This is a genomic window from Arthrobacter sp. UNC362MFTsu5.1 (genome assembly GCF_000685965.1).
Lineage (GTDB): Bacteria > Actinomycetota > Actinomycetes > Actinomycetales > Micrococcaceae > Arthrobacter.
Window position 1 is genome coordinate 114,632 of sequence record NZ_JMLE01000010.1, and the last position, 15,141, is coordinate 129,772.

Sequence of the window (15,141 nt, forward strand, 5' to 3'; positions counted from 1 at the left end):
GCAACGTCAGGATTTCGATTGTCAAAAGTTGGAGCAGGCGGTCATACGTCAGGTTCGGTGCAGACAGTTTATCAAGCGGATGCAAACACTTTTGCCAGCGACCCGACCGCCGGGCAGCGGATTCCCCGTGACGCCGGGGAATTTCCACCGCCCCTTCACTCGCCGTTTAGCTAGGGGCGGATAGCATTCAGCCTATGAACCCCGTCACCGCCTCAGCGGCTACGCACCCCCCGTCCGAGCTGGAGTCCGGAACACTGGCCACCAGCAAGGGCAAGGTCCTCGCCTGGGCCGCCTGGGACTGGGGTTCTGCCGCCTTCAACGCCGTGATGACCACCTTCGTGTTCACGGTGTACCTGACGTCCAAAGCGTTCGGCGGCGAGGACCAGGCCTCGGCCGTGCTGGGCGGTGCCCTGGCGATCGCGGGCGCAGCCATCGCCGTCCTGGCGCCCGTAACCGGCCAGCGTTCGGACACCGGCGGCCGCCGGAAGATGTGGCTGGGGCTCAACACGGCCGCCGTCACGGTCCTGACCGGATTGTGCTTCTTTGTCTTTCCGCGGCCGGAATTCCTTCTGCTGGGCGTCACGCTCATCGCCCTCGGCAACGTCTTCTTCGAATTTGCCGGGGTGAACTACAACGCCATGCTGGCGCAGATTTCCACCCCCAGGAACATCGGCAAGGTCAGCGGCTTCGGCTGGGGCATGGGCTACCTGGGCGGCATCGTCGCGCTGCTGATCGTGCTGCAGCTGTTCGTCCAGCCCAGCTTCGCGTGGTTCGGGGCCTCCACCGAGGACAGCCTCAACATCCGCCTCGTTGCCGTGTTCTCAGCCCTCTGGTTCTTCATCTTTGCGCTGCCCGTGCTGTTCGCGGTGCCGGAGCTGCCCCGGCAGCAGCAGGCCGCGAAGCTGGGGTTCCTGGCTTCCTACGGGCTGCTGGTTCGCCGCATCAAGGCGATCTACCGCACCAGTCCGCACACCATCTTCTTCCTCCTCGCCAGCGCCATCTTCCGGGACGGGCTGGCCGCCGTCTTCACGTTCGGCGGGATCATCGCGGCGGGAACTTTCGGCTTCGAACTGAAGGAAGTCATTTTCTTCGCGATCTTCGGCAACATCGTGGCCGCGGTGGGAGCCATGATCGGCGGCTTCCTGGACGACCGCATCGGGCCGAAAGCCGTCATCATCGGTTCGCTCGTCGGACTGCTGATTGCAGGCACCGTCATCCTGGTCCTGGGCAACGGCAGCTATGTCTTCTTCGGGCAGGCCTGGGCAGGCACCACCACCTTCTGGGTGTTCGGGCTCTTCCTCTGCCTCTTCGTGGGTCCGGCCCAGTCCTCCTCGCGCGCCTACCTTGCCCGGCTGGCGCCGCATGGCGAATCCGGGGAGCTCTTCGGCCTCTACGCCACCACCGGCCGGGCAGTCAGCTTCCTGGCGCCGACGCTCTTCACCCTGTGCATCGCCGTGGCCTCGCCGCTCGTGGCGCCGGGGGAAGCCCAGCGCTGGGGCATCCTCGGCATCATGGTGGTGCTGCTGGCGGGGCTGCTGGTGCTGCTGCCGGTCAAGCCGCCGGGGAAGGTGGAAATCGCGGTGGTTCCCGCGGCCTGAGCAGGCAGCGGGGAATTCGCCGTTTCGGCCCTCCAACGCCCTCTGCGCGGACTAGGCTGGTGCCATGAACGTGGATGAGACAGACCTCCCTGGCCTTGGCAGGCGCAAGGATTTCATGACCGCTTCGGGACGCCGGATCGGCGTGGTGGAGTACCGCGAAGGGCAAACCGAACTGATCGTTTCCACCTGGGACGATCCGGACACATGCCAGGCGTCCATTCCCCTGACCGCCGACGAAGCCGCGGCCCTCGGCAACCTGCTGGGCGGGCAGCGGCTGGCGATGCAGCTCTCCGAAGAGCACCGCGAAATCCCCGGGATCGTCACACGCCAGTTCTCCATTGCCGGAGACTCGCCGTTCCATAACCAGCCCATGGGCAAGGCCTGCATCCGCACCCGCAGCGGCGTCTCCATAGTCGCCATCATGCGGGAAGGCGAGGTGGTCCCCTCCCCCGGACCCGACGTCGTCCTTCACCCGGGTGACCTGCTCGTGGCGGTGGGAACGCAAGAAGGCCTAGATACGGCGGCCGATATCCTGCGCAACGGCTGAGCGGCATGGACCCGCTCGCGCTAACCCTCATCGAACTGGGGGCCGTCGTGTTCTGCCTTGGCCTGCTGGCCAGGCTGGCCGGGCGGATCGGGATGTCCCCCATTCCCCTGTACCTGGTGGGCGGGCTGTTTTTCGGGGCCGGCGGCCTGGTCAAACTCGAAGGCATGCACGAATTCGCACATCTTTCGAGCGAGATCGGCGTCATCCTACTGCTGCTTATGCTCGGATTGGAATATACGGCGGCGGAGCTGGTTACGGGGCTGCGCCGGTCGTGGCAGGCCGGCGTCCTGGACCTCGTGCTGAACTTCATTCCCGGGGCAGCCCTGGCCGTCCTGCTCGGGTGGGGTTTGGTGGGAGCCATGGTGATGGGCGGCGTCACGTACATCTCCTCCTCAGGCATCGCAGCGAAGGTGATCACGGACCTCGGCCGGATCGGTAACCGCGAAACCCCGGTGGTGCTCTCCATCCTGGTCTTCGAGGACCTGGCGATGGCCGTGTACCTGCCCATCCTCACCGCCACCCTCGCCGGAGTCAGCTTCCTGGTGGGACTCCAGACCGTGGGGATTTCACTGGCCGTGGTCACGGTGGTGCTGGTGGTGGCCCTCCGGCACGGACACCATGTGTCCAAGGCAGTGCACAGCGAGAATTCCGAGGTGTTCCTGCTGAACCTCCTCGGCGCCGCGCTCCTGGTTGCCGGCCTCGCCGCTGCCATGCAGGTCTCGGCCGCAGTGGGGGCGTTCATGCTGGGCATCGCCATCTCCGGGGCCACGGCGCACAGCGCAACCCGGATCCTGGAGCCGCTGCGGGACTTGTTCGCCGCCATCTTCTTCGTGGTCTTTGGCCTCAATACCGACCCCACGTCCATCCCGCCGGTTCTGGGCTGGGCTCTAATCCTGGCGGTCCTCACGGCCGGCACCAAGGTGATCACGGGAGTCTGGGCCGCCAAGCGGGCTGGAATTGCCCTGCCGGGCCGTTTCCGCGCAGGGGCCGCACTGATTGCCCGCGGCGAGTTCTCCATCGTCATCGCCGGCCTGGCGGTAGCGTCCGGCGTAGTGCCGCACGACCTCGCCGCACTGGCCACGGCCTACGTGCTCATCATGGCCATCATGGGACCGCTGGCGGCACGCTACGTGGAGCCCGTGGTCAAGATGCTGCGCCGCCCGGCAAAACCGCGGCCGGCCGCCCGCCCCATCTGACGCTCTCTCAGATCCTGCCGCCTTCCCGGCGACGCTCTCTCAGATCTCGGTGCGGTGGAAGTTCAGGTAGCTGCGGCTGGCGGTGGGGCCGCGCTGGCCCTGGTAGCGGTTGCCATACTCACCGGAGCCGTAGGGGAATTCCGCGGCCGAGCTCAGCCTGAAGAAGCACAACTGGCCGATTTTCATGCCTGGCCACAGCTTGATGGGCAGCGTTGCCATGTTGGAAAGCTCCAACGTGACGTGCCCGGAGAACCCGGGATCGATGAACCCTGCCGTGGAGTGCGTCAGCAGCCCCAGCCGGCCCAGCGAAGACTTTCCCTCAAGGCGTGCCGCAATATCGTCCGGCAGCGTGACGGTCTCATAGGTGGAGCCGAGCACGAACTCACCCGGATGGAGGATAAACGGCTCTCCCGCGTCCACTTCCACCAGCCGCGTCAGCTCAGGCTGGTCCTCGGCGGGGTCGATGTGCGCGTACTTGTGGTTGTCGAACAACCGGAAGAACCGGTCAATCCGGACGTCCACGGAGGACGGCTGGACCATCACCGGGTCATACGGGTCCAGGACAATCCGTTGGGAATCAATTTCGGCACGAATATCGCGGTCAGAGATCAGCACACTCAAAAATACCGCATCCATTGCCGCCCCCGTTTTGCAGCGTTACTGTTGCTGCTGTTACGAAATGTCATCGTCGATACAGAATGAGGTTGATGTTGCGGCTGTGACGGTGCACCTCCCCCTGAACGGGCGGCACCAAAGGATCTGGGGTTGGCTTGAGGAAAATTTCGGCACGGACACTGGCGGCCATGATCTGCGCTCTGGCTCTCATCCCGCCTGCCGCCGGCCAGCTGGGGGGATCTTCCTCAGGCCCGGAACCCCTCTCCTCCTCCGTGGCCGGCCGTCAAACGCCGGGTCAACAGACACCGAGCGTCGCCCTCGGCCCGCCGTCGTTCGCGTACGACGGCGGCACGGGCGCCGCAGGTAGCGCACCGGGCCGGCGGCTCGCCCCCGCCGTGGACCCCAACATCACTCAAGGGAACCAAAAAGCAGGGGACCAAAACGGAGCCGCTGCCGCGTTGGCCGGCACCGGAGGAACTGCGGACGCCGCCGGGACGCTGTCCACCGAAGCCCAGCCGGCCTACCCGGCAGCCGAGGATTCCCCGCCCGAGCCGGCGTCCATTCCGCCGCTGTCCGCCACGGAGTCGGACCTGGCTGCCCTCGCCCAGGCTCCACCGGCCCCCACATCCGCACCCGCGGCAGGCACCGGGGTCCTCCGCACGGAGTCCCTCACCACCGAGGCACTCGTCAGGGACGACGCCTCGGCGCAGATTAACGCTGTGTTCAACGCCATCAACAGCTATCGGGCATCGTTCGGCCTGCCCGCCGTGAAGTACCACGCCACCGTGGCCGCGATGGCGCAGGAGTGGTCCGACAGCATCGCCTCACGCGAAGTGATCGAGCACCGTTCAAGCTTCTGGACCGATCCGCGGGCGCTCAGCCCCACCAACGGCGCCGGGGAGGTCATCGCGGTCCGCTGGGACCGCGATGCCGCGCAACTGGTGGAATGGTGGAAGGGCTCACCCGCACACAACGCGATCCTGAAGGACCCGCGGTTCACTGTGATGGGCATCGGCATCACGTTCACGGACGGCAACTGGCAGACCACGCCGAACCGTTACACCATGTGGGGAGTGGTGGACTTTTTCGGATACGGGACACTCCCCGCGGGAACCACCAGCAGCCCGGGCGGCAGCAGTGAAATGCCCGCACAGCCCGCCAGCGTGTGCGATCCGCTGGTGCGGCACATGCCCCCGACGGCGGACCTGACCGCAGCCGCCATCAAGGGTCCCGGTGATTTGGTGTCCGTGAACTCGTCCGGCGACCTCCTGAACCGCCCGTCACTCGGGAACCGGCAATTCGGCGCACAGCAGGTCATCGGCACCGGATATGGCGGCGCCAAGGAGCTCTTTGTCACGGACTGGGAGCGGGACGGCGTCTTCGACCTCCTGGTGCAATGGACCGACGGACGGGTCACCCTGCAGTCCGGGGCCGCTGCGGGCGGATTCCTCCCCGCCGTGACCCTGGGCCAGTCGGGATGGGCCGGAATGACCCTGGCCGTGGGGGGCTGGTGCGCCAACAACCGGCTCCCGCAACTGGTGGCACTGGACGGCTCCGGGAACCTCTGGCTGTACCCCAACCGCGGGAAGGCGGATCTGGTGGAGCGGACGCTGATGGCGTCCGGTGTGTCAGCCACCCGGCTCGCCATGGCGGATTACGACGCCGACGGTTTCCAGGACCTGCTGGCCCGCCAGACGGACGGAAACGTCCGCCTCTACCGCGGCTCCGGCGCGCCGGCACCGCGCGCCGAAACCCGGGCGATCGTGGCTAGCGGATGGTCGGACGTCACAGCCATCCGGCCGCTGCGGGATGTCACGGGGCTGAACTCGACGGGATTGGCCCTTCGACGGGCCGGCGACGTGGTGCAGTACTGGGACCTCAGCACCGGAACCCTTGCATCGCCGTCGTCCGTCCCGGGCGCCTGGGCGGGTCAGCGACTCGCGCAGTAGCCACCGCGCAGTTGGCACCCCGCAGGAGCCCCTCGGCGTGCGTTTCAGTTAGGGCTCCGCCGGCCGGGCTTCCAGGACTTCCTTGAGCCGCTCCAGCTGGGCGACCTCTGCCTTCATGGTCCGTTGAATCATGAAGTCCATCAGTCCGGCCAGGCCCTTGGGCCGGACTTCCAGTGCAAACCGGACCCGGGTGCGTGTTCCCTCGGTGCTCAAGTAATAGCCGCCGTGCGGGCGGGCCGGACCGGCAACCACCTGGAACTGGATCTCGGCGCCCGGACGGAGCTGGGTGATCTGGAAATCGGCGGCAATGGGGCGGCCCGCAGGTCCTGTCAGGGTCTGCTGGTACACGGCGCCCTTGGCACCCACAGCACCCGACCGCAGTTCAACCTTCCGGACCCCTTCACGCCAGGAGGGAAGGTTGAGCCCGTCCTGCAGGAACCGGTACACGGTCATGGCATCGCGTTCCACGACGACCTCGTACTCTGCAAATGCCACGGGGATCCCTTGATTGTCGGACAGCTTTCTTTCGTAGCCCGTTCCCCTGATACTGCAGCTAACACCAACAGGATATTCAGCCTGGAGTGCGCCCGGAGCAGCTGCGGCCGTGCCTTAACCGAAGAGTTATCGAAAGGACCGAAGCGTTATCGAAAGGGTGCCGCCCGCGCCGGACGTGTCCCTGTTCGGGGACGGCCCACGGCTGGGGTAAAGTAAATCCGGTTGACGCAACCGGGACCTGGCCGAGACATCTGGCTGGTCCCCCATGCGGCTGTAGCTCAATGGTAGAGCGCTAGCTTCCCAAGCTTGATACGCGGGTTCGATTCCCGTCAGCCGCTCCACTCCTTCCACAGCCCACTCCGCCGGCCCTCCTCCGCCGGGGCATTAGGCGGCTACCTGTATGGTCAGAAGTCAGGAACCCCTTCGGTTCCGCTACAGGAGCAATCATGGCTGACAAGTCCCCGCGTCAAGCAGCATCCGCTAAATCCGGCAAATCCATCAAGGAAAAGCGAGCTGACAAGAGGGCCGCGTCAGCGCCGCCCAGCTCCCTCGACAAGCCAGCCAACGCCAAGGCAGCGAGCCCCAAAAAGAAGTGACCGGTTCCATGAACCACCTCACCCTCGGAGTCCTGGCCAGCACACGGAAGCCCGACGAACGCCGGCTCCCGCTCCACCCCCTTCACCTGGACCGCATCGCACCGGAACTGCGGCAGCAGATCATCCTCGAACAGGGCTACGGAGAACGGTTCGGCGTCTCGGACCTCCACCTCGCCTCGCTCGTGGGGCGGATTGCCACCCGCGGCGAGATCATTGCCGACGCTGACGTGGTCCTGCTGCCTAAGCCGCAGCCTGAGGACCTCGCCGAACTCCGCGACGGCCAGATCCTCTGGGGCTGGCCGCACTGTGTCCAGGACCGCGCCGTCACCCAGCTGGCCATCGACAAGAAGCTCACCCTGATCGCCTTCGAGGCCATGAACCACTGGGCCAGTGATGGCGGCTTCGGCCTTCACGTCTTCCACAAGAACAACGAACTGGCCGGCTACTGCTCGGTCATTCATGCCCTTGCCCTCACCGGCTCAACGGGCGACTACGGCCGGCGGCTCACCGCCGTCGTCATCGGTTTCGGTGCCACGGCCCGCGGCGCCGTCACGGCGCTGAACGCCCACGGCATCCATGACGTCCAGGTGCTGACCAACCGTGGTGTGGCCGCCGTCGGCTCTCCCATCCATTCGGTGCGGATTGCGCAGTTCGACCATGACGACAAGGCGCCGTTCCTCAGCCAGGTCATCACCGAACGCGGCAGGGTGCCGCTGGCACCGTTCCTGGCCGAGAGTGACATTGTGGTCAACTGCACCCTGCAGGATCCCAATGCTCCGCTGACGTACCTGCGCGAAGAGGACCTCGGTGCGTTCCGTCCCGGCAGCCTGATCGTGGACGTGTCCTGCGACGAGGGAATGGGCTTCAGCTGGGCGAAGACCACCACCTTCGCCGAGCCCATGCTCACCGTGGGCGACCACATTGACTACTACGCGGTGGACCACAGCCCGTCGTATCTGTGGAACTCCTCCAGCTGGGAGATCAGCGAAGCGCTGCTCCCCTTCCTGGAGACCGTCATTTCCGGCCCCGAGGCCTGGGCCGGAAATGAGACGATCGCCCGTGCGATTGAAATCCGCGGCGGAGAGGTCCTCAACAAGGACGTGCTGCAGTTCCAGCAGCGCCAGGCGGAGTACCCGCACGCCCCTCTGGGCGGCTGACGCCTTTCCGGCCGGCGGGCGTACGGCTGACCACCCGGAGCAGGCGCCGCCGGTCCTTGAGGTCAACTTTGAGGGTCAGCTCGCCGCGCCGGGCAAGCACGACGGCGACAGTCACCGCCGCCAGGGCCGGCACCCCGCCGGAGACCAGGATGGCGGTGTGCGGATCCACGTGCTCGGCAATCCAGCCGATCATGGGACCGCCGATGGCCTGGCCGCCGATCAGCACCATGATGTACAGGCTCATGACGCGTCCGCGGATCCCCATGTTCGAGCTGATCTGCACCAGCTGGTTCGAGGCGGTCAGGAACATCAGGCACCAGAAGCCGGACAGCACCATGGCGGCGCCGAACCACACCATGGACGGCGCCAGGGCAGCCAGGCAGAGCATCAGCCCGTACATCCCGGCGCCCAGCACCACCGACCGCAGCCGCAGCTGCCGGCGGCGGGTGGAGGCGATTGCCCCGGCGAGGGCACCGAGCGCCACCAGCGCGTTCAGCAGGCCGTAGCCTCCGGCGCCGACGTCGTACACGTGGTCCGCGAAAGCGGCCAGCAGCACCGGCAGGCTCATGGCGAAAACAGCGATGAACCCGGCCATCAGCCAGGGCCAGTAGATGGTGGGCTTGCTCAGCGCGTACCGCAGCCCCTCCCGGAGCATTCCCTTGCGCTTGGGAGCGGGTGCATTGATGAAGAGCTGGTCCTTGCGCAGAAGCAGCAGCATGGCCACCGTGGAACAGCAGGCCACGGCGTTGGCGGCGAAGGCCCACCCTGCGCCGACCGCCGTCAGGAGGAGGCCTGCCAGCGCCGGGCCGATCAGGCCGCCCAGCTGGAACGTTGTGGAGTTCACGCTGATGGCGTTGCGCAGGTACGTGGGACCCACGAGCTCGTTAACAAACACCTGCCGGGCTGGCTGGTCCAGGACCGTAACCAGCCCCAGCAGCAGCGCGATGGCGTAGACATGCCACACTTCGATGCGCTGGCTCAGGGCCAGTGCGGCCAGGGCAGCAGCAAGCACCGCGGCGACGGACTGGCAGAGGATGAGGATCTTCCGTTTCGCGAACCTGTCCGCCATCATCCCGCCCCACGGGCCCAGGACCAGCGACGGCATGAACTGCAGCGCCACGGTGATGCCGACGGCGGTGACGGACCCGGACAGCTGCAGGACCAGCCAGTCCTGCGCGATCCGCTGCATCCACAGGGCGATCACCGCAACGAAGTGTCCGATCGCGAAGATGCGGAAGTTGGGGACGCGGAGGGAAATGAAAGTGTGGCGCCAGGGCAGCCGTTCACTCACGACGGCGATCGGCTGGGTGGCGGTGTGCGGCTGCGGTGGCTGCAGCTGCTGTGGCTGCATGGGCGGGGAATCGGCGGAGGCGGCGGAATCGATGACGGGCTGGCTGACGGTTGCCGTGGACGGCGGAGGGGGTGCCACAGGGAATCCTCAAAAGGTGCGGGTGAGCGGGATATGTCCACGCTATGGTGGCAGCAAGTGATTATGGAAGCGTATTGTTCCTATAACTAACATTGCGAACCGCAATAATATCGACGCCAGCCAACCGGGAGTGCCGTGTTCGAACCCGCCCAGCTCCGTTCCTTTTTGGCGGTGGCCGAAACCCTCAGCTTCACCAAGGCGGCGGAACGCCTGGGGTTGGCGCAGCCCACGGTCAGCCAGCATGTGCGGAAACTGGAAGCTGCGGCGAAGCGGGTCCTGATTGCCCGGGACACCCGGGACGTGCGGCTGACGGACAACGGCGATGCCATGGCCGGCTTCGCGCGGACCATCCTTTCCGCCCACGATGCAGCTTCACGCTACTTTTCCGGGTCCGCCATGCGCGGCCGGCTGCGCTTCGGGACCGCGGACGATCTGGCGATCACCGGGCTGCCGCGCATCCTCCGGGAGTTCCGCCAGATCTACCCCCAGATCAACCTTGAACTGACAGTGGGCCAGAGCGACCAGCTGTACAAGAAGCTGAATGCCGGTCAACTGGACCTGGTGTTCGTGAAGTGGGTTGCCGGAGCCAAGGACGGCACGGTGGTCCAGCACGATGCGTTCGCGTGGGTGGGCCTGGAGCAGACCGCCCTGGAACCCGGCGATCCGGTTCCTTTGATCGCCTACCCTTCGCCCAGCCTCAGCAGGAAGCTTGCCATTGACGCCCTCGAATCCCGGGGGCGCACGTGGCGCATCACCTGCACCACCCGGCAGATCAGCGGAGTCCTGGCCGCCGTCCGGGCGGGGATCGGCGTCGCCGTGATGCCGTCCTCGCTGGTTCCGGAAGACCTCAAGATCATCACCCGCCGCTTCGACCTGCCGCCCGTGGGGGATGTGGATTTCACCCTTATCCGCAACCCGCTGGCCAACTCCGAAGTGATCGAGGCCCTCACCCAGGCGATTGTGGGGCGCACCATTAAGCGATCCGCCTAATGGTCCCCGCCCCGGGTTTAACCAGTAAGTGCCCGGGAATTGGTTAAACGAGTAGGTATTCGTCCCCGCACGGGTAGTTATTACACGTAAGTGATTGAAGATATTACGTGCGTAAATTATGCTTGAATTCTGTTAAAGGTTAAGCAGAAGCCGATGACAACGATTCGATGACGAACCGTGTCCGCCGCCGCTGCCTTGGGGGCGCCTGACGGACAACGTTCGGGATAGGCACGCGATGACGCCAACCACGAACCACCCGCATCTTAAAGTCTCAAATCCAGTCCACTCCCTCAACACGCTACGCCCGATGACCGTCGGTACGCACCGCAACACGCCGGTGCATCATGAAGCAAGCGCACACGCTGAGCTGGTCACTCCGCGCGAACCGCACCCCGCTGCCACCCTGGTGGACACTGAGTTTGTAGGCAGTCCCTACTGCGAGCGGTGCGGAACGGATGAGTTCATCTACCTGGAGACGTTTGTCCCGGCAAAGTTCCGGCATGACGGCACCCTCCGGAAGCCGGGAGAGGTCACCTACTTCTGCACCGGATGCGAAGATTTTTCGGCACACTCGGTCCCGGCCTCGTGGGTGCCGCCCGGCTGGTATTTGGGCTAGCCGGATTCCCGGGCGTCAAGCCGGGCACGCCAGAAAGTCGCGCCAAATAGGAATCGCCGCCGTCAGGCACCGGAGGGTGCCTGACGGCGGCGATTTCTTTGCCTGAACCTCGTCCGGATGGCCCCCGCCGAGGCGGGGCTCATCCGGAGCCCGTTAGATCAGGTTGTCCGAGAGGTGGTTGGGTGTCCCGAAGCGGTGCGCGGTGATGCTGACGGCCTGCTCGTGCAGGAACGGCAGCAGCTCCACGCGGCCTGCCTCGGTGACCGGGTGGGAGTAGACGGCCAGGTCCGGGCGTCCGCCGGTGGCTTCGGCCAGAGCAGCGGCATCGCCGCCGAGGAGCCTGATCCGACCGCCGGAAAGCTTCCCGGCGTCGGCGAGCCTCGCAGCGGAGGCCAGCCAGGCGGCGTCGTCCTCCACCGTGGCCGTGATGCGCAGCGCGGCGAGCGCGGCCTGCAGCGGGGCGGGAAGTTCGACGGCGGTGGACACCGTCAGTGCCGAACCGGCCAGGACGCCGGCGGCTACTGCCCTGACCAGGTCTGCGACCGGTTCGCCCTCGGAAAGGCGCACCGTCACCGGCAGGGAACGGTAACGGAAGATGTTCCGTTCCGCGCTCAGCCCGGAAACATCCTTGGCCGTGCCGAACTCGTCGGCCCAGGCGAGGGCATCGGAGGCCAGCGCCCGCTCCAGGGATTCAAAGGCGGGAGCGTCCAGTGCGCCCTTTGCGGCACCAACCAGGCGGCGAACGCCGGGGTTGTTCACGGCCGCCTTGGGGCTCCTATCGGAGCCGCCTGCCGTGCTGGCCTTGCTGACCCAGTCTCCGAGTCCGGCGAGGTAGTTCGGTCCGCCTGCTTTGGTGCCGGCGCCGACGGCGGACTTCTTCCAGCCGCCGAACGGCTGGCGCTGCACGATCGCGCCGGTGATGCCGCGGTTCACGTAGAGGTTGCCCGCCTGGATGGTGTCCAGCCAGAGCCCCACTTCCTCGGTGTTCAGCGAGTGCAGCCCGGCGGTCAGGCCGTAATCCACCTGGTTCTGGATGGCGATGGCGTCTTCCAGGGTGTCGGCAGTCATGACGCCGAGCACCGGCCCGAAGAACTCGGTGAGGTGGAAGTAGGATCCGCGGCGCACGCCGTAACGGACGCCCGGGCTCCAGAGCCGGCCGGTCTCGTCGAGCTTGCGCGGTTCGACGGCCCAGTTTTCGCCTTCACCCAGGGTGGTGAGCGCGTTCAGGAGCTTGCCGTTGGCGGGCTCGATGATCGGGCCCATCTGGCTGGTGGGGTCCTCGGGGTAGCCCACCTTGAGGGAGGTGACGGCGTCGATCAGCTGGTTGTGGAAACGCCCTGATTTGGCAACGGAGCCTACCAGGATCACCAGCGAGGCGGCGGAGCACTTCTGCCCGGCGTGGCCGAAGGCGGAGTACGCAACGTCCTTGGCGGCGAGGTCAAGGTCCGCGCTGGGCGTGACGATGATGGCGTTCTTGCCGCTGGTTTCGGCCAGGAGCGGCAGGTCCTTGCGGAATGAACGGAACAGTTCGGCGGTTTCGTAGCCGCCGGTCAGGATCACCCGGTCCACGGCCGGGTGCGAGATCAGCTGCTGGCCGAGCTCACGCTCGCCCAGCTGCACCATGGTGAGGACGTCGCGGGGAACGCCGGCCTCCCAGAGCGCTTCGATCATCACGGCACCGCTGCGGCGGGCCTGCTTGGCAGGCTTGATCACGACGGCGGAGCCGGCGGCGAGTGCCGCGAGGGTGGAGCCGGCCGGGATAGCCACCGGGAAGTTCCACGGCGGGGTCACCACGGTGAGCTTCGCGGGCACGAACGTGGCGCCGTCGACGTCGTCGAGCTTGCGGGCGGACTCGGCGTAGTAGTGGGCGAAGTCAACGGCTTCGCTGACCTCGGGATCACCCTGGTCAATGGTCTTGCCCGTTTCGCTGGCCATGACCTCGAGCAGGTCCGCGCGGCGGGCCTCCAGAATGTCGCCGGCACGATGCAGTACTTCGGCGCGCTCGGCGCCGCTGAGGGCGCCCCAGGCCTTGCCCTTTTCGACGGCGGTGGCGATCACGGTGTTGAGCGTTTCAGCATCCGTGATGGTCGCGGCTTCCACGGAGGCGTTGCCCAGGGTGGAGTAGGGCACGCGTTCCAGGATGGCGCGGCCCCAGTCGCGGTTGGCGGGCAGCGAGGGGTCCGTGTCCGGGGTGTTCTCGAAGGAGTCGCGCGGCATCGGATCGGCCGGGAGGCTGCGGTTCTGCCGGCGGTTGGGGCCGGGGACTTCGTCGTCGAGCTCTGCCAGAGAGGCGAGGAAGCGCTGCTTCTCACGCTCAAAGAGGGCTTCGTTTTCGCTGAGTTCGAAGACGGCGGACATGAAGTTGTCCTGGCTGGCACCTTCTTCGAGGCGGCGGATCAGGTACGCGATGGCGACGTCGAACTCGGCCGGGTGCACCACGGGGGTGTAGAGCAGGAGGGAACCGACGTCCTTCTTGACGGCTTCCGCCTGGCCCTGCGCCATGCCCAGCAGCATCTCGAACTCGATGCCCTGCTCTGCGGTATCCGCGATGCCGCGCTGCTTGGCCAGCAGCCAGGCGAAGGCAATGTCGAAGAGGTTGTGGCCGGCGACGCCGATCCGGATGTTCCTGATCCGGTCCGGGTGCAGCGAGTAGTTGATGACGCGCTTGTAGTTGGTGTCCGAATCCTGCTTGGTGTTCCAGGTGGCGAGCGGCCAGTCGTGCAGCGAGGATTCGACCTGTTCCATGGGCAGGTTGGCGCCCTTGACCACGCGGACCTTGATGGCGGCGCCGCCGTTGGCACGGCGTTCAGCAGCCCAGTCCTGCAGGCGGATCATGGCGGCGAGGGCGTCCGGCAGGTAGGCCTGGAGCACGATGCCGGCCTCGAGGTTCTTGAACTCGGGCTTGTCCAGGATCCTGGTGAAGACCGCGATGGTCATGTCCAGGTCCTTGTATTCCTCCATGTCCAGGTTGATGAACTTGGCCTTCTGCCCTCCGGCGGCGAACGAGGCGGCGCGGGTGAACAGCGGAGTGAGCTTTTCGACGACGTGCTCGACCGCTTCGTCGAAGGCCCAGGCTGAGTGCGGGGCAACGGTGGAGGAGACCTTGATCGAAACGTAGTCGACGTCCGGGCGTGCCAGCAGGGTGTGGGTTCCCTCGAGCCGGCGTGAGGCCTCGTGCTCACCGAGGACTGCTTCGCCGAGGAGGTTGACGTTGAGCTTGACGCCGTCCTTGCGGATCTTGGCGATGGCCGGACCCAGCTTCGCGTCCGTGGCGTCCACGATCAGGTGGCCCACCATTTCGCGGAGCACGCGGCGGGCGATCGGGATGACCACCTGCGGCAGGACCGGGGCCATGGTGCCGCCGAGCTGGACGGCGCGGCGCATGTACCAGGGCAGGAAGGAGGGAACCTTCGGGGCCAGGGCTGCCAGGTTGCGGGCGGCCACGTGGAGGTCTTCGGGGCGGACCACGCCGTCCACGAAGCCCACGGTGAAGTCGAGCCCGTTGGGGTCCTTCAGGACGCCGGCGAGCTGTTCAGCGGAGGCGTCCACGGGGACCTTGGCGGCCTCCGTCAACCAGTGGCGTACCAGTGCGATCGCTTCCCCGGCCAGGGCCTGCGCTTCGGGGACGTGGGAACCGCCTGCAACGGCTGGTTCGCCAGCCGTCTTTCCGGTGAGGACACCGGGCTCCGTTGAAATATTGGTCATGGCTAACACTCGTTCTTTCCGTGGGTGAGGACCGTCTTTCCACCAGTATGAGCCTCGGTTCACTTAAGATAAAGCGACGTTTTCTGAGCAATACAGGTTAGAAAAGCCAATGGTTTTAAAACCCGCCCGAACGTTCGGAAACCAGCCCCAACCCTCTCTCACTTCCCGGCCCCTTCCGGCCAACCCTCCCTCACTTCCCGGCCCTTTCCGGCCAACCCTCCCTCACTTCCGCCCGGACGCGACGAACC

12 protein-coding genes and 1 tRNA gene are annotated in these 15,141 nt (G+C 66.2%); 9 read left to right on the forward strand and 4 right to left on the reverse strand.

The features are described from left to right. Positions 1-194: 194 nt before the first annotated feature. The 3 genes from BS38_RS0111660 to BS38_RS0111670 all read left to right on the forward strand — a co-directional run bounded on the left by BS38_RS0111660 (position 195) and on the right by BS38_RS0111670 (position 3,341). Positions 195-1,598 (forward strand): MFS transporter, encoded by a 1,404-nt coding sequence (locus BS38_RS0111660; protein WP_028270967.1) that lies wholly within the window; start codon positions 195-197, stop codon positions 1,596-1,598. A 64-nt stretch (positions 1,599-1,662) separates the two neighbouring features. Further along, entirely contained in the window at positions 1,663-2,145 is a 483-nt protein-coding gene (locus BS38_RS0111665; RefSeq protein WP_028270968.1) for a cation:proton antiporter regulatory subunit, read from the forward strand. Positions 2,146-2,150: 5 nt separating this feature from the next. Then, a complete protein-coding gene (locus BS38_RS0111670; protein ID WP_028270969.1) occupies positions 2,151-3,341 on the forward strand; it encodes a cation:proton antiporter in 1,191 nt (396 codons plus the stop codon). Between the two features lie 39 nt (positions 3,342-3,380). Here BS38_RS0111670 and dcd read toward each other — a convergent pair whose 3' ends face one another. Further along, on the reverse strand, positions 3,381-3,956 hold the full coding sequence (gene dcd, locus BS38_RS0111675) for a dCTP deaminase (protein WP_028270970.1): 576 nt from the start codon (positions 3,954-3,956) through the stop codon (positions 3,381-3,383). A gap of 155 nt (positions 3,957-4,111) precedes the next feature. Here dcd and BS38_RS25000 point away from each other — a divergent pair, with 155 nt between their 5' ends. Beyond that, positions 4,112-5,905: a CAP domain-containing protein gene (locus BS38_RS25000; RefSeq protein ID WP_231511219.1), complete on the forward strand. Its 1,794-nt coding sequence runs from the start codon at positions 4,112-4,114 to the stop codon at positions 5,903-5,905. A 48-nt stretch (positions 5,906-5,953) separates the two neighbouring features. On the opposite strand, the gene BS38_RS0111685 is transcribed toward BS38_RS25000, so the two are convergent. After that, a complete protein-coding gene (locus BS38_RS0111685) occupies positions 5,954-6,400 on the reverse strand; it encodes an SRPBCC family protein (RefSeq protein ID WP_028270972.1) in 447 nt (148 codons plus the stop codon). A 267-nt stretch (positions 6,401-6,667) separates the two neighbouring features. Here BS38_RS0111685 and BS38_RS0111690 point away from each other — a divergent pair. From BS38_RS0111690 to BS38_RS0111700, 3 genes are all read left to right on the forward strand, one after another. Then, positions 6,668-6,741, forward strand: a tRNA-Gly gene (locus BS38_RS0111690). Positions 6,742-6,846: 105 nt separating this feature from the next. Further along, positions 6,847-6,996, forward strand: a complete 150-nt coding sequence (locus tag BS38_RS27395; protein ID WP_197024936.1) for a hypothetical protein — start codon at positions 6,847-6,849, stop codon at positions 6,994-6,996. Between the two features lie 8 nt (positions 6,997-7,004). Beyond that, positions 7,005-8,153 carry a N(5)-(carboxyethyl)ornithine synthase gene (locus tag BS38_RS0111700; protein ID WP_043438458.1) on the forward strand — a complete coding sequence of 383 codons (1,149 nt, stop codon included), beginning with the start codon at positions 7,005-7,007 and terminating at the stop codon, positions 8,151-8,153. On the opposite strand, the gene BS38_RS0111705 is transcribed toward BS38_RS0111700, so the two are convergent. Beyond that, on the reverse strand, positions 8,086-9,582 hold the full coding sequence (locus BS38_RS0111705) for an MFS transporter (protein WP_028270974.1): 1,497 nt from the start codon (positions 9,580-9,582) through the stop codon (positions 8,086-8,088). The genes BS38_RS0111700 and BS38_RS0111705 overlap by 68 nt on opposite strands. Positions 9,583-9,717: 135 nt before the next feature. Between BS38_RS0111705 and BS38_RS0111710 the strand changes: the two genes are divergently transcribed. Together BS38_RS0111710 and BS38_RS0111715 are read left to right on the forward strand one after the other, a co-directional pair. Further along, positions 9,718-10,572 carry a LysR substrate-binding domain-containing protein gene (locus BS38_RS0111710; RefSeq protein ID WP_028270975.1) on the forward strand — a complete coding sequence of 285 codons (855 nt, stop codon included), beginning with the start codon at positions 9,718-9,720 and terminating at the stop codon, positions 10,570-10,572. 307 nt (positions 10,573-10,879) lie between these two features. Beyond that, a complete protein-coding gene (locus BS38_RS0111715; RefSeq protein ID WP_231511221.1) occupies positions 10,880-11,188 on the forward strand; it encodes a hypothetical protein in 309 nt (102 codons plus the stop codon). A gap of 153 nt (positions 11,189-11,341) precedes the next feature. On the opposite strand, the gene BS38_RS0111720 is transcribed toward BS38_RS0111715, so the two are convergent. Then, entirely contained in the window at positions 11,342-14,893 is a 3,552-nt protein-coding gene (locus BS38_RS0111720; protein ID WP_028270977.1) for a bifunctional proline dehydrogenase/L-glutamate gamma-semialdehyde dehydrogenase, read from the reverse strand. Positions 14,894-15,141: the final 248 nt, after the last annotated feature.

Coding starts and splice junctions, on each gene's coding strand:
- BS38_RS0111660 (WP_028270967.1), top strand. CDS start 195: ATGAACCCCGTCACCGCCTCAGCGGCTACGCACCCCCCGTCCGAGCTG.
- BS38_RS27395 (WP_197024936.1), top strand. CDS start 6,847: ATGGCTGACAAGTCCCCGCGTCAAGCAGCATCCGCTAAATCCGGCAAA.
- BS38_RS0111700 (WP_043438458.1), top strand. CDS start 7,005: ATGAACCACCTCACCCTCGGAGTCCTGGCCAGCACACGGAAGCCCGAC.
- BS38_RS0111665 (WP_028270968.1), top strand. CDS start 1,663: ATGAACGTGGATGAGACAGACCTCCCTGGCCTTGGCAGGCGCAAGGAT.
- BS38_RS0111720 (WP_028270977.1), bottom strand. CDS start 14,893: ATGACCAATATTTCAACGGAGCCCGGTGTCCTCACCGGAAAGACGGCT.
- BS38_RS0111670 (WP_028270969.1), top strand. CDS start 2,151: ATGGACCCGCTCGCGCTAACCCTCATCGAACTGGGGGCCGTCGTGTTC.
- BS38_RS0111715 (WP_231511221.1), top strand. CDS start 10,880: ATGACCGTCGGTACGCACCGCAACACGCCGGTGCATCATGAAGCAAGC.